Annotated in this window: 23 protein-coding genes, 1 tRNA gene and 1 pseudogene; 8 read left to right on the top strand and 17 right to left on the bottom strand. The window is 63.3% G+C overall.

What is annotated here, in order from left to right:
• Positions 1–75: 75 nt before the first annotated feature.
• The 3 genes from ahpF (at position 76) to PE061_RS18930 (ending at position 3,187) form a co-directional block, all read left to right on the top strand.
• A complete protein-coding gene (ahpF, locus tag PE061_RS18940) occupies positions 76–1,656 on the top strand; it encodes an alkyl hydroperoxide reductase subunit F (RefSeq protein WP_271256765.1) in 1,581 nt (526 codons plus the stop codon).
• 62 nt (positions 1,657–1,718) lie between these two features.
• Positions 1,719–1,794, top strand: a tRNA-Glu gene (locus tag PE061_RS18935).
• Positions 1,795–1,957: 163 nt separating this feature from the next.
• Positions 1,958–3,187, top strand: a complete 1,230-nt coding sequence (locus PE061_RS18930; RefSeq protein WP_271256764.1) for a tyrosine-type recombinase/integrase — start codon at positions 1,958–1,960, stop codon at positions 3,185–3,187.
• On the opposite strand, the gene PE061_RS18925 is transcribed toward PE061_RS18930, so the two are convergent.
• Both PE061_RS18925 and PE061_RS18920 read right to left on the bottom strand, forming a co-directional pair.
• Positions 3,152–3,298: a helix-turn-helix transcriptional regulator gene (locus PE061_RS18925; protein WP_271256763.1), complete on the bottom strand. Its 147-nt coding sequence runs from the start codon at positions 3,296–3,298 to the stop codon at positions 3,152–3,154. The genes PE061_RS18930 and PE061_RS18925 overlap by 36 nt on opposite strands.
• A gap of 124 nt (positions 3,299–3,422) precedes the next feature.
• A pseudogene (locus PE061_RS18920) lies at positions 3,423–4,485 on the bottom strand (IS630 family transposase).
• 389 nt (positions 4,486–4,874) lie between these two features.
• Here PE061_RS18920 and PE061_RS18915 point away from each other — a divergent pair.
• Entirely contained in the window at positions 4,875–5,510 is a 636-nt protein-coding gene (locus PE061_RS18915; protein ID WP_271256762.1) for a TetR/AcrR family transcriptional regulator, read from the top strand.
• A 4-nt stretch (positions 5,511–5,514) separates the two neighbouring features.
• Here PE061_RS18915 and PE061_RS18910 read toward each other — a convergent pair whose 3' ends face one another.
• Positions 5,515–6,384: a MaoC/PaaZ C-terminal domain-containing protein gene (locus PE061_RS18910; protein ID WP_271256761.1), complete on the bottom strand. Its 870-nt coding sequence runs from the start codon at positions 6,382–6,384 to the stop codon at positions 5,515–5,517.
• Positions 6,385–6,662: 278 nt separating this feature from the next.
• Here PE061_RS18910 and PE061_RS18905 point away from each other — a divergent pair, with 278 nt between their 5' ends.
• Genes PE061_RS18905 through PE061_RS18895 form a run of 3 tightly spaced genes read left to right on the top strand, consistent with a single transcriptional unit; the run spans position 6,663 to position 11,794 of the window.
• On the top strand, positions 6,663–8,951 hold the full coding sequence (locus tag PE061_RS18905; RefSeq protein ID WP_271256760.1) for a TonB-dependent receptor: 2,289 nt from the start codon (positions 6,663–6,665) through the stop codon (positions 8,949–8,951).
• Positions 8,899–10,233, top strand: coding sequence for a serine hydrolase domain-containing protein (locus PE061_RS18900; RefSeq protein ID WP_271256759.1), 1,335 nt, complete (start codon positions 8,899–8,901; stop codon positions 10,231–10,233). Before PE061_RS18905 ends, PE061_RS18900 begins: the two co-directional genes overlap by 53 nt.
• Before the next feature lie 22 nt (positions 10,234–10,255).
• On the top strand, positions 10,256–11,794 hold the full coding sequence (locus PE061_RS18895) for a class I adenylate-forming enzyme family protein (protein WP_271256758.1): 1,539 nt from the start codon (positions 10,256–10,258) through the stop codon (positions 11,792–11,794).
• 333 nt (positions 11,795–12,127) lie between these two features.
• On the opposite strand, the gene PE061_RS18890 is transcribed toward PE061_RS18895, so the two are convergent.
• The 14 genes from PE061_RS18890 to PE061_RS18825 form a co-directional block, all read right to left on the bottom strand.
• Positions 12,128–12,349 carry a helix-turn-helix transcriptional regulator gene (locus tag PE061_RS18890; RefSeq protein ID WP_271256757.1) on the bottom strand — a complete coding sequence of 74 codons (222 nt, stop codon included), beginning with the start codon at positions 12,347–12,349 and terminating at the stop codon, positions 12,128–12,130.
• Complete coding sequence (locus PE061_RS18885) at positions 12,346–12,567, bottom strand: DUF2274 domain-containing protein (RefSeq protein WP_271256756.1); 222 nt, start codon at positions 12,565–12,567, stop codon at positions 12,346–12,348. The genes PE061_RS18890 and PE061_RS18885 overlap by 4 nt, the downstream gene beginning before the upstream one ends.
• Positions 12,564–13,655 carry a TrbI/VirB10 family protein gene (locus tag PE061_RS18880; protein WP_271256755.1) on the bottom strand — a complete coding sequence of 364 codons (1,092 nt, stop codon included), beginning with the start codon at positions 13,653–13,655 and terminating at the stop codon, positions 12,564–12,566. Before PE061_RS18880 ends, PE061_RS18885 begins: the two co-directional genes overlap by 4 nt.
• A complete protein-coding gene (trbG, locus tag PE061_RS18875; protein ID WP_271256754.1) occupies positions 13,652–14,440 on the bottom strand; it encodes a P-type conjugative transfer protein TrbG in 789 nt (262 codons plus the stop codon). Before trbG ends, PE061_RS18880 begins: the two co-directional genes overlap by 4 nt.
• Positions 14,437–15,201: a conjugal transfer protein TrbF gene (trbF, locus tag PE061_RS18870; RefSeq protein WP_271256753.1), complete on the bottom strand. Its 765-nt coding sequence runs from the start codon at positions 15,199–15,201 to the stop codon at positions 14,437–14,439. Before trbF ends, trbG begins: the two co-directional genes overlap by 4 nt.
• Positions 15,202–15,220: 19 nt before the next feature.
• Entirely contained in the window at positions 15,221–16,513 is a 1,293-nt protein-coding gene (trbL, locus tag PE061_RS18865; RefSeq protein ID WP_271259250.1) for a P-type conjugative transfer protein TrbL, read from the bottom strand.
• A 134-nt stretch (positions 16,514–16,647) separates the two neighbouring features.
• Entirely contained in the window at positions 16,648–17,388 is a 741-nt protein-coding gene (trbJ, locus tag PE061_RS18860) for a P-type conjugative transfer protein TrbJ (RefSeq protein WP_271256752.1), read from the bottom strand.
• 3 nt (positions 17,389–17,391) lie between these two features.
• A complete protein-coding gene (trbE, locus tag PE061_RS18855; protein WP_271259249.1) occupies positions 17,392–19,827 on the bottom strand; it encodes a conjugal transfer protein TrbE in 2,436 nt (811 codons plus the stop codon).
• Positions 19,821–20,093, bottom strand: coding sequence for a VirB3 family type IV secretion system protein (locus PE061_RS18850; protein WP_271256751.1), 273 nt, complete (start codon positions 20,091–20,093; stop codon positions 19,821–19,823). The genes trbE and PE061_RS18850 overlap by 7 nt, the downstream gene beginning before the upstream one ends.
• The gene (locus PE061_RS18845) at positions 20,090–20,413 is read right to left on the bottom strand and encodes a TrbC/VirB2 family protein (RefSeq protein ID WP_271256750.1); all 324 of its coding nucleotides are present in this window, start codon (positions 20,411–20,413) and stop codon (positions 20,090–20,092) included. Before PE061_RS18845 ends, PE061_RS18850 begins: the two co-directional genes overlap by 4 nt.
• Positions 20,410–21,399 (bottom strand): P-type conjugative transfer ATPase TrbB, encoded by a 990-nt coding sequence (gene trbB / locus PE061_RS18840; RefSeq protein WP_271256749.1) that lies wholly within the window; start codon positions 21,397–21,399, stop codon positions 20,410–20,412. Before trbB ends, PE061_RS18845 begins: the two co-directional genes overlap by 4 nt.
• Entirely contained in the window at positions 21,396–21,794 is a 399-nt protein-coding gene (locus PE061_RS18835) for a CopG family transcriptional regulator (RefSeq protein WP_271256748.1), read from the bottom strand. Before PE061_RS18835 ends, trbB begins: the two co-directional genes overlap by 4 nt.
• Positions 21,791–23,797 (bottom strand): IncP-type conjugal transfer protein TraG, encoded by a 2,007-nt coding sequence (traG, locus tag PE061_RS18830; protein WP_271256747.1) that lies wholly within the window; start codon positions 23,795–23,797, stop codon positions 21,791–21,793. Before traG ends, PE061_RS18835 begins: the two co-directional genes overlap by 4 nt.
• Positions 23,798–23,935: 138 nt before the next feature.
• Positions 23,936–24,844: a hypothetical protein gene (locus tag PE061_RS18825; protein WP_271256746.1), complete on the bottom strand. Its 909-nt coding sequence runs from the start codon at positions 24,842–24,844 to the stop codon at positions 23,936–23,938.
• Between the two features lie 256 nt (positions 24,845–25,100).
• Between PE061_RS18825 and PE061_RS18820 the strand changes: the two genes are divergently transcribed.
• The gene (locus PE061_RS18820; RefSeq protein ID WP_271256745.1) at positions 25,101–26,348 is read left to right on the top strand and encodes a Fic family protein; all 1,248 of its coding nucleotides are present in this window, start codon (positions 25,101–25,103) and stop codon (positions 26,346–26,348) included.
• Positions 26,349–26,397 lie beyond the last annotated feature (49 nt).

Genomic DNA, 26,397 nt, shown 5'->3' with positions numbered 1-26,397 from the left:
CGCAGGGGTCTCCCGGGGGCGGTTCACGCCGCCCCCGGGAGCTCGCGGCCGCACTGAATTTTCCGGAGTGAATCCATGCTGGACGACAACCTCAAGCAGCAGCTGAAGGCCTATCTGCAGAACATCACGCAGCCGATCGAGCTGGTGGCGTCGCTGGACGACAGCGCGAAGTCGCAGGAACTGAACAGCCTGCTCGGCGAGATCGCTGCGCTCTCCGACAAGGTGAGCGTCGTCCGCGCGGACGACGACAAGCGCAGGCCCAGCTTCATGATCCGCCGCGCAGGGACCGACATCGGCGTGCGCTTCGCGGGCCTCCCGATGGGGCACGAGTTCACTTCGCTGGTGCTTGCGCTGCTTCAGGTCGGCGGGCACCCGTCGAAGGCGGCGCAGGACGTGATCGAGCAGGTGAAGGCGCTGGACGGCGACTTCGAATTCGAGACCTATTTCTCGCTGTCGTGCCAGAACTGCCCGGACGTGGTGCAGGCGCTGAACCTGATGAGCGTGCTCAATCCGCGTATCCGGCACACGGCGATCGACGGCGCGCTGTTCAAGGACGAGGTGGATGCCCGCAAGGTGATGGCGGTGCCGACCGTGTTCCTGAACGGCGAGCCCTTCGCGTCCGGCCGCATGGAGCTGGAGCAGATCGTCGCCAAGATCGACACGGGCGCCTCGGCGCGCGCGGCGGAGAAGATCAGGGCCAAGGCGCCGTTCGACGTGCTCGTCGTCGGCGGCGGGCCGGGCGGCGCGGCGGCGGCGATCTATGCGGCACGCAAGGGCATCCGCGTGGGCGTCGCGGCCGAGCGCTTCGGCGGGCAGGTGCTCGACACGATGGGCATCGAGAACTTCATCTCCGTACAGCACACCGAAGGGCCGAAGCTCGCCGCGCAGCTGGAGAGCCACGTCAAGGACTATGACGTCGACATCATGAATCTCCAGAAGGCCGACAAGCTGATCCCGGCGCGCGTGTCGGGCGGCCTCCACGAGGTCCGGCTGGAGAACGGCGCGTCGCTGAAGGCGCGGACCGTGGTGCTCGCCACCGGCGCGCGCTGGCGGCAGATGAACGTGCCGGGCGAGAACGACTATCGCAACAAGGGCGTGGCCTATTGCCCGCACTGCGACGGCCCGCTGTTCAAGGGCAAGCGCGTCGCGGTGATCGGCGGCGGCAACTCCGGCGTGGAAGCGGCGATCGACCTTGCTGGCATCGTCGCGCACGTGACGCTGATCGAGTTCGACAGCCAGCTTCGCGCCGACGCCGTGCTCCAGCGCAAGCTCGCCAGCCTGCCGAACGTGAAGATCATCACCTCGGCGCTCACCACCGAAGTGCTCGGCGACGGCGAGAAGGTGACGGCGCTCACCTACAAGGACCGCAACAGCGACGACCTGCACCAGATCGAGCTGGAAGGCATCTTCGTGCAGATCGGCCTCGTGCCCAACACGGAATGGCTGAAGGACGCCGTCGGCCTCACGCCGCGCGGCGAGATCGAGGTCGATCATCGCGGCGAGACGAGCCGGCTGGGCATCTTCGCGGCGGGCGACTGCACGACCGTGCCCTACAAGCAGATCGTCATCGCGATGGGCGAAGGATCGAAGGCGGCGCTCTCCGCGTTCGACTACCTGATCCGCACCGTGCCCGCCGAAGAGACCGAGGCCGCCTGAGCCTTCATACCCGGCTTGACCGGACGGGGCGTCCCCATTAGTGGGGGCGCCTCAACCGCGCCGGCCCCATCGTCTAGCGGTCTAGGACGTCGCCCTTTCACGGCGAAAACACGGGTTCGAGTCCCGTTGGGGTCACCACGAAGCCTTCCCAAGGCATCCCAAAACATACCATAAGTGGCTGTTTTCCGCCGTTTATTGTGCTATAATGCTCCCAGGTCATCCCGCTCTCGACCGCCACATACCATCAAATTGATGGTATTTTTGATGGTACATTTCGCGGGTCCGGACGGGAGATACCATCATGGGTCTGAGCACCGTTGCCATCAAAGCCGCGAAGGGGCGGGACAAGCCATTCAAGCTGACGGATGGCGATGGCCTCTACCTGCTGGTTCTGCCCTCGGGCGCGCGCTATTGGCGCATGAACTACCGGTATCTGGGCAAGCAGAAGACGCTTGCACTTGGGGTCTGGCCGGAAACCGGGCTTGCCGAAGCCCGTGAACGCCGGGATGCTGCGCGCAAGGTGCTGGCTGACGGGAATGATCCCGGGGAACACATCAAGCTCGAACGCATCGCCGCGAGCGTTGCCGCCGCGAACAGCTTCAAGGCCGTTGCCGATGAGTGGCTGATCAAGGTGGAGCGGGAGGGGCGCTCGACCGTCACCATGAAGAAGCTGCGCTGGCTCCTCGACTTTGCGGGCCAATCGATCGGGAACCGGCCCATTGCCTCGATCACGGCCCAGGAACTGCTGTTGATGCTCCGCAAGATGGAGGTCAAGGGCCACTATGAGACGGCGCGCCGGCTACGCAGCACCTGCTCCCAGGTTTTTCGCTACGCCATTGCCACGGCGCGTGCCGAGCGCGACATCGCGTCCGATCTGAAGGGCGCGTTGATTGCGCCGAAGCCCGTCCACCGCGCGGCGATCACCAAAGCCGATGAGGTGGGAGGCTTGCTCCGGGCGATCGACGCGTTCGAGGGTCATGCGAATACAAAAGTGGCGCTGCGCCTCCTGCCTCACGTTTTCGTGCGTCCTGGTGAGCTCAGGTTCGCGGAGTGGACTGAACTCGATCTCGACGCGGCTGTCTGGACCATTCCCGCGCAGAAGATGAAGATGCGGCGGCCCCACGCCATCCCGCTCTCGCGCCAGGCGATCGAGATCATCCGTTCGATCCAGCATGATGCGGGCTACAGCCGGTTTCTCTTCCCGTCACTGCGATCCGCGAATCGGCCGATGTCGGAAAACACGATCAACGCTGCGTTGCGGCGGATGGGCTTCGCTCAGACCGAAATGACGGGCCACGGCTTCCGGGCGATGGCGGCGACGCTGCTCAATGAAATGGGGATATGGCACGCCGACGCCATCGAGCGGCAGCTCGCGCACTGCGACGGAAATGCCGTGAGGCGCGCTTACGCGCGGGGCGAGTATTGGGAAGAACGCGTGCGCATGATGCAGCACTGGTCCGACTATCTCGACACGCTGCGCCGTACGTCGCCCACGCTAACCGGGGTCAGACATCTCCGGCTGGCGGTATGAGGACGGGCATTCTGCCCATCTGTTGATCTCGGATTCGCGCCATCCGATGCAGCGCAGGCCAAGCGTCACCTGCCTTGGGAACGTGCCTTCATCGATCTTGCGGTCCAACATTGTTTGGGACCCCATCGGCAAAGGCCATGGCAAGAGTGCGACCTCAGCTATTTGAGAAGTCAACGGACGGTCGCCGAAGTTCCCCACCGACGGTCACAGGGTGGCTGATACCAATCTGCATTGATCATGACCCAAGGGTCCATTTCCGGCGACCGATGGTCATGATGTGCCAAGGCTGATCGACGAGCTTGTTCCAGGCCTCGCAGCAGTGGTCGGCGATGTTGTCGTAGGACGTGAAGACCCGGTTGGAGAGCCAGTTGTCGCGCATGAACTGTCAGATGTTTTCGACGGGGTTGAGCTCGGGGCATTTGGCCGGCAGGGCGACGATCCTGATGTTGGAGGGCACGTCCAACTTGCCAGTCGTGTGCCAGCCGGCCTGATTCATCAGCACGACCGCGTGGGCACCCGGCGCAACGGTCAGCGATTTTCGGTCAGGTGCAGTGCCATTGTTTCGGTAATACAGAAGGGCAGCACCCAGGCCAGCACCCTTGCCGTGTTCCGGGCAGATCGCGCCAAAGATGTAGGCCGATTTCGTCCGCTAATCCTTGGGCGCCGAGGGCCGGGTTCCACGTCTCGCTCAGCGTCGCGAGATCTTGTTCTTCTGCCCCACGCGCGCCTCGTCCTGGAACCATATCTCTATGGGCGTGTCTTTCGGGAGGGTTGCCCTGACCTTTGCCAACTCGGCAGCAAAACCAATTTTTCAGCCGCCTCCATGGCATATCCGTTCTGGGCATGGTGGCGAAGCCGCGCGGTGAGCTTCACGTAGCCCAGCTTCTTCAACCCGCGACTGACCGTCCTTTCGTCGAGCGAGGCCGCAATTTCATCATGGATCCAGTCGCGCAGATCGATCAGCCGCCAGCGCACGACCCCGTGGATCGCCGGAATCTGACCGCTCTCGACAACATCGACCAGTGCCTGGCGCTGTACATCGTTGAGCCACGAACGAGAGGCAGGCGCCTTGCTATCCAGCAGGCCGTCGGGACCTCGGGCATTAAACCGGAGCACCCAGTCCCGCACGATCTGATGCCCAACTCCGCCGATCCGAGCCGGTGCGGTCCGACTGCATCGTCGAAAATCTCGGCCAGGGGCAACAGCAGACGCGCCTGGTTCGTGCTCTTCGTAATCCGCGACAATCGTCGCAACGCTGCCCCGCTGAAATCTTCACGCAAGCCGATCGCAGAACCCATGGCGCCGTACTCCAAAGCCGGAACCCCATAGATTCAGATTTTCACTACCTTGGAAATCCCCGTGAGTCAGAAACCACGCACGTTGGTATGAGCCATGCGACGAGCCCCAAAAACATTCATCGGCTGGGAATCACATTGGGCGGGAGGTCTCTGACGGTACGTTTGTCGGCACAAACTACTGGCGGTTCCTTGGTAAGGCATTGCTAATGCAGGGACGTCATCGGCAGTGAGATTTCGTCCCCGAACAGAGCAGATTCATACGTTGCCAAGTCGCTTCAACTTTTCAGAACCTCTAGACCAAACTTCTGGTCTCTCTACCTTCGAGGATTGACAATCCTATTTGGCCGTTCCCAAAGGAGGCAATGGTCTCACCCTCTTCCAAGCCTCCCGTGAAATCTAGGAAAGCCGGCGTCAGTTCCCGGCGGAAAGGCCGCCCGCTTCTGAACGATGCGGTTTCGCGCGAGCATATCCTCTCAGTAGCGGCCCGCCTTTTCCACGAACGCGGCTATCAGGCCACAAAGGTCCGGGACGTCGCGAGCGCAGTCGGCATCAGTGCGGGAAGCTTGTTTCATCACTTCCCTTCCAAGGAGCAGATGCTGGTCGAAATGCTGCGAGATGCCTCGATCTCGCTGTGTGCCGGCGCCGAGGCGGTTACCGCTAATATCGAAAGTCCAGCGCGCAAGCTCCTGGCGCTGATCCGCTATGAGCTGCATTGTTTTGTCGGTGAAAAGACCCGCCACCAATTTGCCGTGCTGATTTCAGAGTGGCGCGACGTTCCGACGTCTGCGCGGCCAAAACTGCAAATGCTAAGGCGTCGCTACTTCGGCGTCTGGACTGACGTTCTAAGCGAATGCCAGGCACAAGGCCTTTTGCGACTGGAGCCTGATGCTGCGTTGCGTATCGTGCATGGCGCTGATCAGGGCACCATGACGTGGTTTAGGCAAGAAGGAAAATATGACATTCCCGCTTTTGCCCTGATCCTTGCCAATCTGATTCTCGTTTCACCGATTGATGCGCTGAACTGAACATTCACGGCCTGAATCCGACTCGACCCCTGTCCTGGACGACAACGCCCCGACTGGACGCAAGAAGCCGGAATGAAGCATGGCCCGGCTCTTCGTGCCAGATCTGGAGTTCCAGCGGTTCGCCCGGAAAGACGGGGTTGGTGAAACGGGTATCGAGTGAAACAAGGCGTGAAGGGTCATTGTGGCAAAGCCGCTGAACTGCGGCGCGGCCTACCATGCCATAGGCGCATAAACCGTGGAGAATCGGGCGCCCGAACCCGGCAGAAGCGGCCACTTCCGGATCAATGTGAAGGGGGTGCATGTCGCCAGTCAAGCGGTAGAGCAGCGCTTGGTTCGGGCTCGTCGGCAGGCTGATCTGCAGGTCGCATGGACGGCCCGTTCCGACAGAAAACAGCCGTTCGGGGCGCTCTTCCACTCCCCCGAAGCCGCCGTCGTCAAGCATGAACAGGACGTAAGTCATGGAAGCGAGCAGTTCGCCGTTCTGCTCGTCAAGCAGGCGGCGGGCGAGGTGCACGATGGCTCCCGAGTTCGCGCCTTTGTCGAACACCCCATCGATCCAGGCCTCGCTGATCACCCCTCCCTGGGCAGGCAACGGCCTGTGGAGCTCGAGATATTGTTCCGCATGCACGATGCGCTTGTAGGTGATGCCGAAGCTGGGATCAGACAGCCATGAAATCGGCGGCGCCAACGTCAGGGCCATTGTGGGAAGTGCGGAAAGGCCCCGTTCGTAGACGTAGCGCAGTTCGTCCAGGTCGTTGGGCCGGATGGCCCCAACTCCAAGGCTGAGGGCGTACAGAATGCTCTCGTGCGCGCTGTAGAGCTGGCGTTGCGGCGCGAAGCGTGCACCGACCAGCGCGTCGTAATTCAGGGGCATGGGGAAGCTCTGTTCCTTCTCTACGTTGGGGTGAGGTGAGACCTCCGACTTTCGCTTTCCTAGGTTTGTTTATTTAATCGGTCAATCGACCGATAAAGACAAAAATATAAGGAGATGGGCCGTCCTAAGAATTGTGAAGGGGCGATCGCATTCAGTACACTGTAAAATCAATGTCTTATGACGACAAAATCTTAATCGCTCGTGCACGCTATTGTCAGGTTCGGATTGACCATATATTGGAATAAACGAATCAATGACCGATAATATGGGAGGATAAAATGAGAAATCCGGCGCAGAGGCGACGCGCCCTGCTGGCAAGCCTGGCAGCTGGAACGATGTTAATTTCCGGCACGGCTTACAGCGGACTGGCGTTGGCGCAGGACGCGAACGCTCAGGATTCGTTTGCCGACGAAGCGGCGCAGGATATCGTTGTCACGGCGCGCAAACGTGAAGAAAAGCTGCAGGAGGCTCCACTGGCGATCTCCGTTATGAGCGCAGCACAGATTGAAAATCTGGGCGCCAGTCGGGTTTCCGATCTCGCTGCACGATTGCCGAACGTGGCAGCGCTTGACCAGCCGGCCGGCATAGGCGGTTTCGGCTTCAGCCCGTATGTGCGTGGAATTTATACGGGAGCGCGCAGCATCGGGTTCGATTCTGGCTTCGGCGTTTTCATCAATGGAGCCTATGGCGGCCGCAACGAGGCCGCCAACAAGTTCCTGCCCGACCTGGAGCGCGTCGAATTCCTCCCCGGGCCGCAAGCGACGCTATTCGGGAAGAACACCACGATCGGCGTTATAAACATGGTGACCCGCAAGCCCGGTTCGACCTGGGAGGGTGATGCCACTATTGAAGTTGGCAACCGCGGAATCCGTGAATACGGCGTCCGCGCACGCGGCCCGCTGTCAGATGTGCTGGGCATCGCGATCAGCGCCGGACGCCGGGAGTACGGCGGCTATTATCGAAACGTCATACCGGTAGAACGCAAGATGTTCGACCCTGACGGCCGCTTCGATGGACGCAAGGGGCCTAAGTTCAACTCGACTGGCGGCGCGATTGAACTCGTTTCTGATCTTGAGCGCACAACAATCGACTTCCTTGTCGATTATACGCGGGCAAACCGACATAACGACATCTACGTTGGTCGTGTGGAAGGATTCGACGCGTTACCGATCGACGTGCGTGAAAGCGCCACGATGCCTTCGCAGGGGAACGAGGATTACGGCGGTCTGCTTTCGATTACGCAGGACTTTGATGCAGGAGCGCTCACGCTCGTAACCTCCCATCGGAAATTCACCAACGATGTAGCCTTCGATGGGGATGGCTATGCGCTCCCCGTTCAAGAAGGACCCGAATGGGCAACGGAGCAGACGCTTACCAGTCAGGAAATCCGCTTTGCCGGCGAGGTGGGCCAGCTTTCCTATATCGTGGGCGGTTACTGGCAGGATCAGTCTTCACGCTCGGCCCGGATCGCGGATATTCTCGGCCTTGCAAGCGTGCGGGTCGCCGGAAAGATCAAGGCGCGAACGTTTTCAGCGTTCACCAATCTCGACTACAAGCTGAGCGATCGGCTGAGTGCCGAAGTCGGCGTGCGTTGGGAAAATGAACGTAAGCGGCTTTCGTCATTCACGCAAAATGGCGGGGCTTTGTTGGGCGTCATCGATATTGACCAGGATCCGCTGAGCCGCAGCGTCAGCCATGTCAGCTACACCGGATCGGTGGCTTATTCGCCAATAGACCGGGTGCATACGCACCTGCGTTATTCCAAAGGTTATAAATCTGGTGGATACAATATCGATTTCGTGACGGCCCCCGTGCTGACCCCCCTCGAGTTCGGTGATGAAAGTGCCGACAATTATGAAGTGGGGTTGAAAGTTCAGTTAACTGATCGGCTGTTCCTGAATTCCGTTTATTATCGAACCGACTATCACGACCTGCAACAGTCAGAATATACGCGCGTTCCTGGCCAGCCTCTACCGGTCATAACCACGAAGAATTCGGGCGAAGCGCGCACCGAAGGAATAGAAGTCAGTGCGACCTACCGCGGCGAGAGACTCAACGTCAATGCTGCCCTGGGGACTGCCAACGCGCGCTACACAGACTGGCTACGCCAGACGGCCACCGGCTTTTCCGACGAAACAGGAAAGAAGCTACCGGCGCCCGATTTTACGTTCAATATCCTGGGCGACTATCGCCTGCCAGTTGGTGACGGAAACCTCCATTTCATAGCTGAATATATATATCGTTCGCGTGCGCCTCAGCCTGTAACCATGCCGAGCGGCCCGATTCTGCCTGACGACCCGACATCGCCGCTAAGGCCCAGCTATCATGTCGATGCCATTTCTGTCGTGAACCTGCGGCTTCGCTATGAAATCAGTCCGTCGTGGAGCGTGACGGGCTGGGTCCGCAACGTTTTCGACGAGCGGGCCGTCATTATGCGCCAGCCCAATGATGCGGAAGGATTTTTCGAGGCGTTTGGCATCTTCCCTGCCTCCAGCATCCGCACGCAGGTGGTCGGTGAACATCAGGCGCCGCGCCATTTTGGCGCCATGCTTCAATATCGTTTCTAAAGGCAAGATCATGCACAGAAGATTGAAGTTGCGAGCCGCCAGTATACTGCTGGCAACCCTGGTTGCAGTGCCAGCTGTCAAAGCCGAACCGGTGCAGGCGGTTGATCTGATGGAGGGTTTCCCGCCAAAGCCGGAAGCCGTGGTCACTGCCGCGCGGTGGCGTACACCGCCCTATAATGTCTGGGCCTTCCAGAACGTCGAACGGATCGTCCCGACACGGACACTGTTTCGGGGGCACGGACCGGCATCGGCTTTACCGACTGCCGACAAGCGCTTGATCCGTCTCTATCGCCGAGCCATTGTGCAGGGCGGCTTCGATCTTCCAGACTACATCAAGGCCAATCACGTGGATGCCTTTCTTGTCCTGAAAGGTGGCAAGATCGTCGACGAGTATTATGGAAACGGTCAGAATCCCGAAACTCGCCACATCATGATGTCGGTCGGCAAATCGTATCTCGGCACCGTCGCGGCACTCCTCGTTGACGAGGGCGCGCTGGACGATCGCCGGCTGGCGGGTGATTATGTGCCTGAACTGCGCGGCAGCGCCTATGGCGACGCAACGGTACGCCAGGTGATGGATATGCTAGTTGCCGTCGACTATTCGGAAGCGATGGATGATCCCTATTCGGACGTCAATCAGTTCCTCTATGTCGCGCGCCTCGGCAGTCCTCCGGCGGGTGTGTCGGTAAAGCCGGGGCTTTATGATTTCGTCCGCTCCCTGAAGAAGAAGGGGGAGCATGGGCAGACCTATCAATATGTGACGGCGACGAGCGAAGCTCTTGCCTGGATCGTCGCGCGCGCAACCGGTAAAAGCTGGGCTGACCATCTGGAAGAGCGTATATTCCAGAAGCTGCGTCCGGAGCGGGACGCGTTCGTGATCGTCGATGCTATGGGCACTCAGACGGGGGCAGGCGGGCTTGCTTTCACTCTGCGCGACGTAGGGCGCTTCGCGCAGATGCTGGCGAACAACGGACGGTTCAACGGCCAGCAGATCCTGCCCGAACGGGTGGTGGCCAAAATCCGGGCGGGTGGAAATCCCCAGCATTGGCACACCTACCCCTGGGAGACCGGCACAAATTCTTATACCAGCCAGTGGTATGTCGACACCGCGGCGAAAATCGTGCGCGCGATGGGAATCCACGGGCAGATGATCGAGATCGATTATGACAACGACCAGGTCATAGTCATTCAGAGCTCATGGCCCAGCGCAGCTCCGCCCGACCCGGGCTACTGGACCCGGCACTATGCATTCGGACGCGCGGTCGCCGCAGCGCTGCGTTGATACAGTAAGGGGAGGCGCTGCCGTGTTTCTTCTCAATCAGATTGTGGAAGGGATGGATGTCGATCCCGGCTTGCCGGCGTTTATCGACCCGGACGGCAGCGCCATTAGCTATCCCGAGTTTGGCCGCCGGATCCGGCGGCTGGCGAGCGGACTGACGCAATCCGAGGACGAATTCGCTGCGATCGGCATTCTCGCGCTCAATTCGCGGCAGTATCTGGAGCTGATGCTTGCAGCGGCTTGGGCGGGCAAGGTCGCGGTGCCTCTGAATTTGCGCTGGTCTCCTCGGGAATTGGCCTTTGGCATTGCGGATGCCGGGATCGGCACTCTTCTTGTCGACGAGGCAACGGCCCCGCTGCTTCCCGAATTGCTAAAACTCGGCGCATCGATCCCACGCATCATCTGGCTTGGTGATGGCGAATGTCCAGCCGGGATGGTGCCATACGAAACGCTGCTTGCCGACGCGCCATTGCAAGCCGCGGCCGTAACCGAGACCAGCATGGCAGCGGTGGTCTACACCGGGGGCACAACCGGACAGTCCCGCGGAGTGGTGCATACTCAGGCATCGCTGATGGCAAGCGCACTCAATTGGGTCTGCATGGGAGGAGTGCCGCCAGCTTCGCGCTGCCTGCTCTCGCTTCCGCTCTTCCATGTTGGCGCGATCGGCATCGCGCTCGCCCAGATGTTGCAGCGCGCGACGCTGGTCATGGTTCCGGCCTTTCGGACAGATCTCGTTCGCGATGCTGTTCTTCGGCGCGGGGCGGATGTTTTGGCAGCCGTTCCGACGATGATCGGTATGTTGCTCGATGATCCGGATTTCGATGCCGACGTTTATCGGGACTTGCGTGCCATCGCGTATGGCGCCTCGCCAATGCCGACGGCGCTGCTGCAAAGAGTGATGAACTGCTTTCCGAATGCACGGCTGACACAGGCCTACGGCATGACCGAGGTCGGCTTGGCGGTTGGGTTGACGGATCGCTGGCATCGCGAACATGATATGCTGGCTGCGGCCGGGCAGCCGGGCCCGCTTTACGCGGTTCGCGTTGTAAACGACCGAGGGGATGAAGTGCCCCGCGGTACCATGGGAGAAGTCGCCTTTTCAGGCCCGGGCATCATGGCGTGTTATCTGAGTCAGCCCGAGCTGACCGCAGAGGTGCTGCGCGACGGCTGGCTGTATTCTGGTGATATCGGTGTCATGGACGCTGCAGGAATTATAACCTTGCTGGACCGTAAGAAGGATATGATCGTCTCCGGTGCAGAGAACGTATATTCGGTGGAAGTTGAGAACGCGCTTTCCAGCCACCCTGCGGTTCGCCAATGTGCGGTTATCGGAGTGCCCGATGACCGGTTCGGTGAGCGGGTGCATGCCATTGTCGCGCTGCATGAAGATCAGATGGTTGATCTTGACGATTTGCGTCAACATTGTGCGCCGCTATTGGCTGGCTATAAGCACCCACGATCACTAGAAGTAATGGCGAATTTGCCACTTTCTTCGATGGGCAAGATACTGAAGGCGGAGCTGCGTGCGCGCCATTGGTCTAACAGTGCGAGGAGTGTCAATTAGGCGGCGTGGACAAATTTGACCCTGTATCTGGCGATGGCGAGATGGACCATGCCGAGGCTGTTTGCCAAGTGGTCGTAGCGGGTTGCGATGGCGCGGTTGATCTTGAGGTGGCCGAACAGCGCTCGATGCGGTTGCGTTTCTTGTAGAGCGGCCGCTCTGCCGTGATGATCCCAGGGCAGAGGGTGAGGGTATTCACCGATCAGCCGATCCCATACTGATCTCGTCTCTGCCGCCGCCCCGCACTTCCGGCCAGGGTGGGGCTGTTGGTAGGAGACGCGTTATGAACGGTAAATCTGAACCTAAACCCGGAGTGCACCTTGGGGGGTACTCGCCTCAACCGGGGTCAGACATCTCGGGGCTGCGGTATGAGGATGGACACTCCGCCCATTGGTCGAGCTCGGACTCGCGCCATCCGATGCAGCGCAGGCCAAGTGTCACTTGCCGCGGAAACGTGCCCTCATCAATCTTGCGGTAAAGCGTTGTTCGGGAGAGCCCGCACCGCCTGAGAACTTCGGGTAGCCGGAGGAAACGATCCGCTCGCGGAGGGGCGCTCATGACGGCATCCTCGTCCGGGCGCGTACGAAGGCCTTGTCGGTCTCGAGAAACAGCCGAAGCATGAACGGGATCAGCTCGGTAATGGTCTCGGCCTCTCCGTACTGCTCGCGGTAGAGGTCGGCATACACAGAGAGATGCCGGTGGAGTTCAGGCGTCAGCATGATCGTCAGCCTGACCGGGCTGCGATCCGGCAAGCGCGGGAGACGCAGTGCGCTCATTCCGAATTCCTCCTTTCAGAAGGTTCGATGACCAGATCCTGATGGACGAGGAGACGTATTGGCGTGCCAGGTCTGACGATGATGGTCGGACGCAGTTCAAGTCCGCGTGAGACGATCTGATCCCCGGCCCGGCTTCCGCTCGACTGGACCGCCGAACGGAGGGCATCGGCAAGTTCGTTGTTCCCCGCGATGGCAAGCTCGGAGCCAATGCCAAGGATTGTCGACATGATGACCGCTTTCACGACTTCGCCGCTGTGCCTGTCGACACGGTCGCTGATACCGGCATAGCCGCCGGCATCCGTCGCAGGGGACTGATCCAGGTCGAGCCCGTGGCCGTCGGGAAAAACAAGCCGCTGCCAGACGACTTGCGCGCGCGATTGGCCGAACGCGGTATTGCTTTCGTAGCGGCCGAGGAGCCGCGCGCCCTGCGGAACAAGAAGAATGCGTCCTGTCGGACTGTCGAACACATTCTCGGTGACCTGCGCGGTGACAAGACCGGGGAGATCAGAGTTGAGCCCAGTGATGAGGCTCGCCGCGATGACGCTCCCGGCAGAGAGAAGATAGGGGGAGGGTGTCGGAGGTCGGCGTGTTTCTGTTGGCGGCGTCTGGTTCGAGGCTTCTGCAATATGACCGGCGGTGCGCGCGTTCGTTCCCGACAGGCGAACCAGGATGGGGGCATTTGCCGCCCGCGTTCGCGCGTCGCCTGCAGCATCCGGTATCGTGACCTCTGTCGCCGCGGTATTCTCTGAGACGATTTCGCGCTGTCGTTTGAGGATTGGACGGCCAAGGTCGCCGGGGAGTGGCGGCCCAAGTTTCGGGACCTCGTCGTATCGCTCGGGAAGGCCGGATACGGCGTCGGGCAATCCCGGGAGGCGCGGCGCCGGCTTTTCAGCTTCGTCAGCAGGCAAGCCACGCTCTCCTGAAGACAGTGCGAACCAGCTGATGGCTGCGAGGAGCACGAGCACCATAGCTGCGACCCCGATGATGAGTCTTTTTCGAAAGCGCACGACGGGCTCCGGCTTTGCGCGCAGTACGAAGGTTTCGGGATCCTGCTTGGTGGGATCGGACCGGGGGACGGGCGCCGTCATTTGCAGACCTGCGCGCGGTCGCCGCGCGTCCAGGTGATCCTGACGATTTTCTGCTTCTTCTGGCCGAGCCGCAGCTCGGCCTGCTCGAACAGCCGGTCGATGATGTAGAAGCGGCCGCGCATCCGGTAATTGACGAGTGCGGGTGCCTGGTCCGATCCCGTGATGAAGAACGGCGGCGCTTCCCGCGTCGCGATCGTGTCAGGGAATTCGACATAGGTGCGCTGGCCGTCGTCAAATGCCCGCACCGGTCGCCATGGCGCGGCGTCCCCGGAAATCGTGTAGCCAAAGCATAACGTCTCGACATCGAATGCCGGACGGGCTGTCTCGGCGGCTTGCGGCCGTTCTGTCCCGGGTTTCCCCTTCAGGGAAATGAGGGTGCCTGCGGGGTAGGTCCACGACAGCGCGATCGCGGCGGGCCCGCCGCTCGTCAGCTGGAGGTGGTAGACCCGCCGGTCGGTCGTGATGACGAGATTGGTGGCGAGGCCCGCCGACACGGGCTTCACGAGAATATGCGTGCGCCGCGTGCTTTCCGAGCCGCTTTCGGTGTCGCCGATGATCCACCGGGCCGTGTCGCCGCTTGCAACGGCGATGAGGGCTTCGCCGGGCTCAAGCGCGATGTCGGTGATCGCGCCGGGGCTCGTCCGGACCCTGTAGACACGTCCTTCGGCCCAGGGATGCACCTCTATGGCGTTCACGAATACGGGCGTCTCGGTGTTCGCGGAGGGGCCGGCTGCGGAGGGGAAGGCGGCGCCAACAAGAAGCGCGGCGGGCAGGAGGTGTTTCATGGGCGATCGCTTTCGGCATGAGGTTCGGGGTCGGGATCGAGCACGGTGGCAGTCGGCGTGCGCGTCCGCGCGGCGTCGCTCGCGTCGTATTCGCGGCTCCAGTCGATACCGTCGACGTAGATGCCGAACGGATTGCGCCGCAGCGTCTCGATGTCGGGCGGCGGGCGCTCGGTGATCGACAGGATCGCGGTCCATCGTTCGGAGCCGTCTTCGATGCCGTTCGTGTACGTGCGTTCGCGCCACTTGATCTGGAATGCGCGGTCGGACGCGCGGACCACGCTCGACACATCGACGGCGATGGTCCGCACGCCGAGATCGGCAAACGGACTTGCCGACCTTGCGTGCGCGTGAAGGAACGTCGTCGCCTGCCCGGTTGCGAAGCCGTAAGCCTCGAGCCACGACCGGCGCATGAGCACCGGGTCGAGCGATTTCGCGCGGACGTTGGTGATGAACCGCGCAAGCGCCCAGCCGATCTGGGGATCGGTCGGCCGGGCCGTTTCCGCCGGTCCTACCGCTTGCGGCATGCCGTGCCTGTCGACCTCGACGATGTAGGGCACGACGCGGCTCTGCGCCGATTGCCAGAGGAGCCCGCCGCCGAGTGCGGCGGCGAGGCCAAGGCTGGCAAACGCCATGAGGCGCCAGTTCGCCGCCTGCACGCGGGCTGAACCGATACGGTCGTCCCAGACCTGCCCGGCCCGCTGGAACGGGGTTTCCGGTTCGGGTGTGCGTCCGTAGCGCTGCTGGGCGCGCCTAAAGATCATGATGTCTGTTGACGGTCATTCAATCGTCCCTTTCCCTGATGTCGGGCACGAGGCTGCCGCCGGCGCGGTCGCCGTCGTGAAGTGCCTGGATGGCAATGTGCCGCCGGTGGCGCTGCGTCTGCTCGGCCCGAAGTGCCTGCGCCCAGCGCGGTGCGGGCTCGGGGCTCGCGGCGGACGTGTTTCCGCCGCCGGTCAACGCGTGCCAGGCGGCGAGGCGGCCTTCGGAGACGGCGGTGCCGAGTCCGGCGGCGTTCGCTGCGCGGTGCCCGAGCGCATTTGCGGCGGCGCCGGCCACGGTTTTGAGCCCGGCGCCTATCGTGGGGTTCTCTGCGGTTTCGCGGCCGAGCGCATAAGCGGTATGGGCGGCGGCACCGATCGACGTTCCCGCGCGGACGGCGCCGAGCGTTCCGGCTGCTGTCGCACGCGCCGTTCCGGCGAGCGCGCCGCCGGCGAGGACAGCGCCGCCTGCCGCGCCTGCGACCGTGCCGATCGCGGCGCCGGCGCCAAGCTGCGGACCACCTGATACGAGACCGGCGGCGATGCCGGGTCCGAAGATGCCGAGCCCGAAGAGCGCGAGGCTTGCAAGCACGAGGCTCATGGCATCCTCGATCGTCGGTTCGCGTCCGGCGAATGCGGAGGTGAATTCGGCGAAGATGCCCGTGCCGATGCCGACGATCGTGCCGAGGACCATCACCTTGATTCCCGAGGCGACGACGTTTCCGAGAACGCGCTCGGCAAGGAACGCCGTGCGGTTCCAGAGCGCGAAGGGGACGAGCACGAAACCGGCAAGCGCGGTCAGTTTGAACTCGAGGATGATGACGAACATCTGGACGGCGAGAATGAAGAAGGCCGCGAGAACGATCGCCCAGGCCAGCATGAGCACGGCGATCTGCAGGAAGTTGTCGAAGAAGCTGGCAAAGCCGAGGAGGTCGCTGACCTGGTCGAGGAGCGGCGCTGCGGCCTCGAAGCCGGTGCCGGCGAGGCGGCCGGGGCGGAGCAGGTCCGCCGCGCTGATCGATCCTCCGCCCGCGGTGAGGCCGAGACCGGCGAAGGATTCGAAGATTATGGCGGCGAGCGTATCGAAATTGCCGAGGATGAAGGCGAAGGCGCCGACGTAAAGGATCTTGCGCAGAAGCTTCGCGATCACATCGTTCTCGCCGCCGAGCGCCCAGAACAGTCCGGCGAGCGTGATGTCGATGCCGATGAGGACGCGCGTCAGGAACGCGACGTCGCCGCCAAGGAGCCCGAATCCGCTGTCGATGTAGAGGATGAAGGTTTCCAGGAACCGGTCGATGACATTGAGATCGTCCATCATATCCTCTGGCGGATCCTTGCGATTTGCTGCGGCGCTTCCCGCGCGATGCGAAGGAAACGGGAAGCGCCGCAGCGGGGCAGACGTCGGGCCGATTGGGGGTGGGACCCTGCTGCCTGCCCAAGCGAAAATATTCAGCGCGGCGTGTAGGCCTTGCCGTCGCCGAGGAAGCGCTGCGTCGCGGCGCGGGCTTCCGCTGCGGCCTGGTCGTCGCGTGCGCGCGCGAGCGTGTCGCTGCGGTATTGCGCGGCCGTCATCTGCTGCATCTGCAGCGCCTGTTTCGCGGCGAGGATCAGGAGCTGGTTGGTGGCCTGCGCAGCCTGAAGACTGCCTTCGGCAGCATTGCTGCGCGCGGCGATCTCGCCGAGCGTGCGGGCATCCTCGCGGACCGATGCGACGATTTCGGCCTGAAGCCGGACGGTGTCGCGGAATGCCGTGCGGCTTGCCGCCATGCGGGCTTCGGCGCGGCGCAACCGATCGGCGATGCCGCCGTCGGGCAAGGCATCGGGAAAAAGGGTGCGCATGGCGGCCTCGGCCTCCTCGATGCGGTAGCTGATCGCGCGGGCCTCGGACATCAGGCGGTCGATCGCGTCGAGGCGCGATTTGAGCGCAGCGAGCTCGGGAAAGTCGAAGGACGAAAGATTGCGGGCGAGGCCGACGAGCATCTTCGCCTCGTTCTGCAGCGACTGGATCTGGTTGTTCACCTGCTGCAGCGTGCGCGCCGCGATCAGCAGGTTCTGCGCGTAATTGGTGCCGTCGAACACGGGAATGGCCATCGCCGGTTTCGAAATCAGCATGAGCGCGGGCGGAAGCGTGACAGTGCTCATCCCGATGGCGAATGCTAGCAGATGATGCCGGGTGCTCAGGACGGGCATGGCTTACTCCTTCAGGGTTTTCGGAAAATCGGCGGCAAGTTCGGCCGCCCAGGCGAGGCCGCAGGACGCGAGAAAGCGGGCAGCGAAATCTGCGGTTCCCCCCTCCGCGAGCAGCGCATCGATCTGCGCCTGCGTTCGCGCACCCGAAGCGCCGCAGAGCGCGATCGCGACGGGCCCGAGGCCGAGTTCGAACAGGCGGTTGCCGCGCGCGGACTGGAGGTAATAGTGCCGCTTGGGCACGGCCTGCGCGATGAGCTCGATCTGGCGCGCGTTCAGCCCAAGGCGGGCATAGGCCTCGCGGGATTGCGGTTCGGCGGCACGGTCGTTCGGCAGGAAGATGCGCTGCGGGCAGCTTTCGAGCACGGCGGGGGCCACCGGGCTTGCGATGATGTCGGCGAGGCTTTGCGTTGCGAAGACGACCGCCACATTGCGCTTGCGCAGCACCTTCAGCCATTCGCGGATGCGCTGGCTGAACAGCGGATGGTCGAGGAACAGCCAGGCCTCGTCGAGGATGAGGAGGGTGGGCCTGCCGTCGAAGCGGCTTTCGAGGCGGTGGAAGAGATAGGTGAGAACGGCCCCGGCGGCGCCCGGCTCGCGCATCAGGGCCTCGGTCTCGAAGCCGTGCACGTCGGCGATCTCGAACGTGTCGGTGTCGGCATCGAGCAGACTGCCCCACGCGCCGGCGAGCGTGTACGGGGTCAGCGCCGTGCGGAGCGCCGGAACGGCAAGCAGCAGGGCAAGCCCTGACAGGGTGCGTTGCGCGATGGGCGCCGAGGCGAGGCTTTCGAGCGCCGACCATACCACATCCTTGACCTCGGGGGTCAGCGCGACGTTCTCCTGGAGAAGCAGGGCGTGAATCCAGTCCGCGGCCCAGCTTCGTTCGTCGGGCCTGTCGACATGCCGAAGCGGTTGGAATGACGGCTGCTGGGCCGCGTCGCTCGCGAGACCAAGGGCATGATGGCTGCCGCCGCACGCCAGCACGGCGGCGCGCGCGGACTGGCCCTTGTCGAACATGAACACCTGCGCACCCGGATAGCGGCGGAATTGCAGCGCCATGAGGGCGAGCAACACGGATTTTCCGGCGCCGGTCGGGCCCACGACGATCATGTGGCCGACGTCACCGACGTGGTTCGAAAGCCGAAACGGGGTCGTGCCTTCCGTCCGCGCGATGAGGAGCGGGGGGCCGCCAAGATGCGCGTTGCGTCCCGGGCCGGCCCACGCGGCGGACAGCGGCATCAGGTGCGCAAGGTTGAGCGTGTGGACGAGCGGCTGGCGGACGTTCGCGTAGACGTGGCCGGGCAGCGTCCCGAGCCACGCCTCGACCGCGTTGACCGTCTCGCGGACGACGGTGAAGCCGAGATCGTGAAAGATGCGTTCGGCGCGGCGGAGCCGCTCGGCGGCGATCACGGGATCGGGCGCGAGAAGCGCGAATGTCGTGGTGAGATAGCCGAAGCCCGCATGGTTGCCGCCCGCGACCTGCAAGGCGGCATCGACCTCGTCGGCCTTATTGTCGGCATCGCTGTCGAGGAGCTGCGTCGGTGTGCTGTAAAGCACCTCGCGGAGAAGCGCCGTCAGGGACTTGCGCTTGTTGAACCATTGCCGCCTGAGGCGCGTCAGCGCCTTAACGGCATCGGCGGTGTCCAGCGGAATGAACCGTGTCGTCCATCGGTACGGAAAGTCGAGCGTGTTCAGCGCATCGAGAATTGCCGGGCGGCTCATATTGGGAAAGCCGTTCACGGTGAGCAGGCGGAGAGCGCTGCTGCCGAGCCTTGGCTCAAGGCCGCCGAGGAGCAGCGTGTCGCAGAGCAGAGCGTCGAGGTACATCGGGGTGTCGGGGACAGCGACCGCGTGGTGACGCTCCGAGACCGTACCGTGGAGATAGGTCAGCGTGTCGGGCGCGCCGAGCGGCCTTGCCATCGGCATGAACGCGGCGAAGAGATCAGCGGCGCGGTCGGTTGCAGCGACGAAGGAGGCGAGCGTCGTGCGCCAGTCGCGCGCGGATTGCGGGTGAGGCCGGCTGAGGAGCCGGCGTCCGGCGCTGTCGGCGGCGTCCGCGGGCGGCATCCAGCAGAACGTCAGAAAATAGCGGCTCTCGAACTGGGCATCTTCGGCAAGGAAGCTTGCGCGCCGCTCCGCGTCGACAAGCCACGAGGCCGCGTCCGGAAAGCAGCTCTCGGGATAGGCCTGCACGGTCCGGCGGTGCGCTTCGATGAACAGCGCCCAGCCGCTGCCGAACCGCCGGAGGACATTGTTGACGCGCGCGCAGGCGCTGACGAGTTCGACTTCGGTCGAGGACTCGAGGTCCGGTCCGCGAAACGCGATCGTGCGCTGGAAGCTCCCGTCCTTGTTCAGCACCGCGCCGTCGCCGACGAGAGCTGCCCAGGGGAGATGATCGGCGAGCCGGTCGGCGGTGCGGCGGTATTCGCGGAGGTTCAGCATGAAAGCCATGCCTTCTGACGGAGGTGGCGGAGCAGGATCGGCGCGAAATCGGGATCGCGGCGCGCGGCGATGCAGAGCAGACTGTGAGCGGTCGCCCAGAGCCCCAGGCCCGCGATCCATTGCTGGAGGCCGAGCCCCACGGCGGCTGCAAGCGTGCCGCTGACGATGGCAAGTCCGCGCGGCGCGCCGGCGAGGAGGAGGGGCTGGGAGAGCGCGCCGTGGAGTGGCGCCTCGAACCCCTCGATGTGTCGGCCGGCGGCGATCACAGGATCAGCGCTCCGCCGCCGAAGCTGAAGAAGGACAGGAAGAACGACGAGGCCGCGAATGCGATCGACAGGCCGAAGACGATCTGGATGAGGCGCCGGAAGCCGCCGCCGGTATCGCCGAACGCGAGCGTGAGGCCGGTGGCGATGATGATGATCACCGCGACGATCTTGGCGACGGGTCCCTGGATCGATTCGAGCACCTGCTCGAGGGGTTCCTCCCACGGCATGCCCGAGCCCGCGGCGTGCGCGGCGGTGGAAACGAGCATGGCGCCGAGGCATGCGGCCGCGCCGCGCAGGGTGGGTATCAGGATCGGCTTCATTTGGGGTCTCCGTTGCAGGGGGATGAGAGCAGTTCCTCGAGCGCATAGTCGCCGCTCGCCGTGAGGCCCTGGACGCGCGCGAGGGAGGTGAGGCGCCGCGCGGGCCCGCGCCCGCTGACGAACGCGACGATGTCGACGGCATCCGCGATCAGCCGGCGGGGCACGGCGGCGATGCATTCCTGGACGAGCTGCTCGAGCCGGTAGAGCGCGGCGAGACTGTCGTTCGCGTGGACGGTGGCAAGCCCGCCCGGGTGGCCGGTGTTCCAGGCCTTGAGAAGATCGAGCGCTTCGCCGCCGCGGACTTCGCCGACGATGATCCGGTCGGGACGAAGCCGCAGGGCCGAGCGCACGAGATCGGCCATGCTGACGGCGCCTGTTCGGGTGCGGAGCGCCACGGTGTCGCGCACGGGCGACTGGAGCTCACGCGTGTCCTCGATGATAATGACGCGTTCGCGGCTCGCCGTCATTTCGGCAAGCAGTGCGTTGGCGAGCGTGGTCTTGCCCGAACCGGTGCCGCCGGCGATCAGGATGTTGCGGCGTTCGACGACGGCGAGGCTGAGGAGGCGCGCGGCGTCCGGTGTCATGATGCCGGCCTCCGCATAGTACGTGAGCCTGAGATCGCGCACGGCGGGAACCCGGATCGCGAAGCAGGGCGCGGCCGCGACGGGTGGCAGCGCGGCTTCGAAGCGCTCGCCCGCGCGTCCGTCCGCATGGACCGGCAGGTCGGCAGACAGGATGGGATGCCGCGGCGATGCTTCGACGCCGAGGTGGGCCGCGACGAGCCGGATGATGCGTTCGGCCTGGACCGCATCGATGCGGTGGCCCGTCTCGCGAAGCGGTTCGCCGGAGCGTTCGATGCGCAGCATGCCGTCGGGATTGAGGAGGATGTCGGTCACCGAGGGGTCGGCAAGGGCGGCCTCGATCTCGGGACCGAAGGCGGCCGCGAGCATGGCGCGGCGCCGCGCGGCGATGCGGTCGTCGGTCATCGTGCCGTGTCCTCGCTGCTGAAGGTGCGCTGACCGCTTGCGACGGTCCTTGCGACGCGGACGACGAAGCTTTCGAAGCGGGCGCGGGCTTCGGCACGGCCCGCATCGTCGTCGGCGGAGAGCGGCAGATGAACGGCGAGTTCGTAGCGGACGAGAAGCGCGAGGGTTTCGAGGAGGATCTGGAGATCGCGTTCGATGCGCCCCAAGGCGAGGCTCATCCGGTCGAGCCGGGGACCGTAGCGATCCTCGAAGGCGAGACGGCTCCGGCGGTCCAGCCAGTCGCCGAGCGCGGCGGCGAGGATTCCCGATTTGGTAGCGCCGGGCTGCGCCGCGAGCTGTTCGAAGCGGGTGCTGAGCGCCGCGTCGAGGAACAGCTGGTAGCGGACCTTGCTCATCGGGGGAGCTCCAGCTGCAGCTGCGCCGGGCGGCGGGATGCGGCGAACGTCATCCGTGCCGGACCCGTTTGTGTCAGTGCCTTCGGATCCTGTGCGAGATCGTCGTCATCCGCTCCAAGGTTGAGCGCGTCCGTTCGCTCTTGCGGTGCCGTGCGCCGCGGTGCCTCGTCTCCCGGCGTCCGGTCGAGATCGCGGTCGCCGGAAGACGCTTGCGGGGAGGGCGCAGGGGCCGCGACGTCGACGGGGCTGCAGGCTGTGTTCGACCAGACATTGTTGCGCGCCGGCGGAAGGTCCTGAAAGCCTTTCTCGTCGAGCTCGGGGGGCGGAAGCAGGCGGACCTTGAGGGCGGAATCCTCGTAGTAGCGCAGTTTCTGCGCGCGGATCGGCGGGGCGCCGGCGACGAGGATCAGCGCATCGTCCGCAGGCATCTGCATGACTTCGCCCGGGGTCATGAGGGGCCGAGCGGTTTCCTGCCGGCTGACCATGACGTGCGCAAGCCAGGGCGCGAGCCGGTGGCCGGCGTAGTTGCGCATCGCGCGCTGTTCGGTTGCGGTCCCGAGCGCGTCCGAGATCCGCCGCGCGGTGCGTTCGTCGTTCGCGGCGAAGGCGATGCGGACGTGGCAGTTGTCGAGGATGGAATTGTGCTCGCCGTAGGCCTTCTCGATCTGGTTGAGGCTTTGCGCGATGAGGTATGCGCGCACGCCGTAGCCGGCGAGAAACGCAAGGCTGGTTTCGAAGAAGTCGAGCCGCCCGAGCGCCGGAAACTCGTCGAGCATCAGGAGCAGCGCGTGGCGCGTGCCGGTCGCTTCGCCGGGGAGCGTTTCGGTGAGGCGCCGCGCGATCTGGTTGAGGACGAGGCGGATGAGCGGCCGGGTGCGGCTGATGTCGGAGGGCGGCACGACGAGGTAGAGCGAAACCGGGTGACGGCCCTGGGTGAGGTCCGCGATGCGCCAGTCGCAGGCCGAGGTCACGGCGGCGACTGTCGGATCGCGGTAGAGGCTGAGCAGGCTGATCGCGGTGGAGAGAACGCCCGAGCGTTCGTTCTCGGATTTGTTGAGGAGCTCGCGCGCCGCCGAGGCGACGACGGGGTGCACCTGCGGCTTGTCGCGCGTGCCCAGATGGTTGGCGGTCATCATCACCGCGAGCGTTTCCGCGAACGTCCGCGCGGGATCGGAAAGGATCATGGCGACGCGTGCCAGCGTCTTTTCCTCTTCGGCGTAGAGGACGTGGAGGATGGCGCCGACGAGCAGCGCATAGGCGGTATTTTCCCAGTGATTGCGGCGCTCCGCGGTGCCTTCGGGGTCGACGAGAATGTCCGCGATGTTCTGGGTGTCGCGGACCTCGTTCTGGCCGCGGCGGATTTCGAGGAGCGGATTGTAGCGCGCCGAGCGAAGGTCGGTGGGGTTGAACAGGATGCTGTGCGAGAAGCGGGACCGCCAGCTTGCGGTCAGCAGCCAGTTCTCACCCTTGATGTCGTGGACGATCGTCGAGCCGGTCCACGAGAGGAGGGTGGGGATGACGAGGCCGACGCCCTTGCCGGAACGGGTCGGCGCGAAGGCGAGCACATGTTCGGGCCCGTCATGCCGCAGGTGGCGGCGACCGAGCCGTCCGAGAAAGACGCCGCGCCCTGCCATGAGACCGCACGCGGCGATCTGTCGCCGCGTTGCCCAGCGTGCCGAGCCGTAGGTCGTGACGTCGCGCTTGTGCCGTGCGCGCCGGAGCGAGCCGATGATGGCGGCAAAGAGCCCGGCGAGGCTTCCGCTCGCAGCAATGAGCCCCGCGGTATCGAACACGGCGGGAGCATAGGCCTCATAGCGGTACCACCAGAGGAAGAGCGACCACGGCGCGTAGAGGGGAACGCCGGACACGGTCGTGAAAGGTGCACCGAGCGCGGACTGGTGGCCGAGCGCCGCTGCTGTCCACTGCGTGGCGCACCACAGGCCGATGACCATGATGGCGAGGACAAGAATGATCTGTCCGATAAGGAGCCGCGACGGAGACATGGATTCCCTCGTTCGGGCAGCAGAGCCGTTCCGCTGCGTCGGGCACTATCATTCGCGGAATTCGGAAGCCTCTTGCAGAGCCTGTCTGGTGCAGCCGGCTACGTTTCCGGTGCATTTCGGATATTGGCCGATACTTGGCTAGGCGGTTGTCGCGGGGAGCGTCGTGTCGGGAACGTTGATTGATAGCATCCACTTTTCCGAGAAGCGGCTTTCATAGACCGTTGCTGAATCGAGTTTGCGGGAACTTCCGCGCTGTGCGTCTGCGGCCCATGCGGAGATCCGGGGGTCGTTGATGCCGAGAACCTCGTCCAGAAGATAGCCGGCCCGGACGCGCAAAATTTTCTCCGCGCTGGTGTTTACCGAAGTGATGATTTCGTCGACATACTTTGTGGCGTGTTCACGCCATATGTCGATTACGGCTCTGATCCCTCCGCACCAGTGGGGTGCGGCGAGCGTGTCGCGGAAAGTTTCGCCTATCGGTGTTGCACGAATTCCATTTCGGACCGTTGCAGCAACGGTGAAACGCAGTTCGTGACGGAGCACACTTCTCCCACGAACAAGGGGCAGTGGTATCTGACGTGTCAGACGGAACGGCAGCTCGTCGGGTTCGGCTTCATCAGGAGGGAAACCGATCACGGCTTCCATTTTTGCCTTCGCCAGGATTTGCCATGTTTTCCGGTCTGGCAAGGTGAAGTGGACCTCAAGTTGTTCCGGCGCGAGGCCATGAAAGGCAAGGGCACTTGCATGGGACAGGTAGCAGAACGGGTCAGCCGTCATCATGACTTCGATTGTTTCGGCTGGAGCGAGCATAAATAGGACGGATGAAAAGTCGGGATCACGGGGCAGACGATTGGTGGCCGGCTCGAGTGAAGTGAAGCCTTCGTTCGAGGTCGCTTGGAATAGAAGCTTGCGTGCGCGGCGTTCCGTAAGGGTGTTGTTGCGGGGCGGAAGAGGGCTGCCTGCATAGCCTCGATCGCGGAAAAGCTTGAGAGCGAACGCATAAAGGCTGAATTCGCTGATTACAGGTTGACCGCTGTCGCGGGCCATTTGAACGAGAAGATCGGCAGCGGTATGGATAAGACGGTGGCCTCAGTGAATGTCCTAAGGACATTCACTGAGGCCACCGTGCTGTCAAGGCTATTTCGATAACGTTATCGCCGCCTGCACTTCCATTCCTGTCCTTAGGACAGGAATGGAAGTGCAGGCTCCGGTCAAGGCTGAAATTCGGAAAATCGGACATGGAACCGGACATGGAACCGGACATTAATGCGGACCTAGATGTGTACTCGTTAATGAAATTTCCTTGAAAATAAACTATTCCTCTCTAGATGAGGAGTGGACTTGGAAGCGGACATTGATCGTGCAGGATCGCGGTGAACCAGTTGATATAATGCAGCCGATGCGGGTGGGTGAAGGATCGCCTCGCCTCGGCCTGCTTCGCGACCTGTCGGTCGACCTCGCTGCAAAGGCAGCTTCCTTTCGCGCCAGCCTGCCTTCCGAGATACAGGCTGCACTCGCGCATCTCGTACGCGCTATGAACTGTTACTACAGCAACCTCATTGAGGGTCATGATACCCATCCCATCGACATCGAACGCGCCCTCAACAACGATTTCAGCGACAATCCCGAACAGCGCGACCTTCAGCTCGAGGCGCGTGCACATATCGCCGTCCAGGAATGGATCGATGCCGGGGGGCTGAGCGGCCGAGCGCACACCGTTGCAGGCTTGTCCGAGATTCATGCGCGATTCTGCGAAAATCTCCCCGAAAGCCTCCTCTGGGTCGAGATGCCGGAGAGTCGTGAGCGGGTGCGTGTCGAGCCGGGGCTACCAAGAACGCGAGACGTTCAGGTCGGACGTCACGTCGCGGTCAGCCCAGGCGCCGTCCCGCGCTTTCTTGAACATTTTGAACATTGCTACGCAAACCTTGGGCGCAGCGATGCGATCATCGCCGTGGCCGCTGCTCATCATCGTTTCGTCTGGATCCATCCGTTTCTCGACGGAAACGGCCGCACCGCCCGGCTGATGTCGCACGCGATGCTGCTTGAGACGCTCGATACCGGGGGTGTCTGGTCGGTCGCGCGAGGTCTGGGGCGCACGGCGCAGGATTACAAGCGCCATCTGGCGGCCTGTGATCTGCCGCGGCGCAACGATCTCGATGGCCGGGGAGCACTCAGCGAGGAAGAGCTTGCCGCGTTCACCGCATATTTTCTGAAGACGTGCATTGACCAGGTCGATTTCATGACGAGCCTCGTCGAACCTACGCGGTTCAGAACGCGTATCCATCGGTGGATCGAAGAAGAAGCGGCACTTGGCAAGCTGCCCGCGAAAGCCGGTACGATAATCGACGCAATACTCTATCGCGGCGAACTTCCGCGTGGGGAACTGGAATCGGTTGTCGGTACGGGCGATCGCCAGGCGCGGCGGGTCGCAGCGACACTGCTCGATCTCGGTGTTCTGGTTTCGGAAAGCAGTCGCGCGCCGCTGCGTCTTGCTTTTCCAGCCACGCTCGCATCGCGCTGGATGCCCGGCCTTTTCCCCGACAAGGACTGAGCCGCCGCTTGTGAGGAACGCTACCCTCCAGTGAGAACTTCGGTTGACC

It is taken from the genome of Sphingosinicella microcystinivorans (assembly GCF_027941835.1).
Taxonomy (GTDB): Bacteria; Pseudomonadota; Alphaproteobacteria; order Sphingomonadales; family Sphingomonadaceae; genus Sphingosinicella.
Note: the sequence above shows the minus strand (reverse complement) of the source record. Positions and strands in the feature narration are given on the sequence as shown.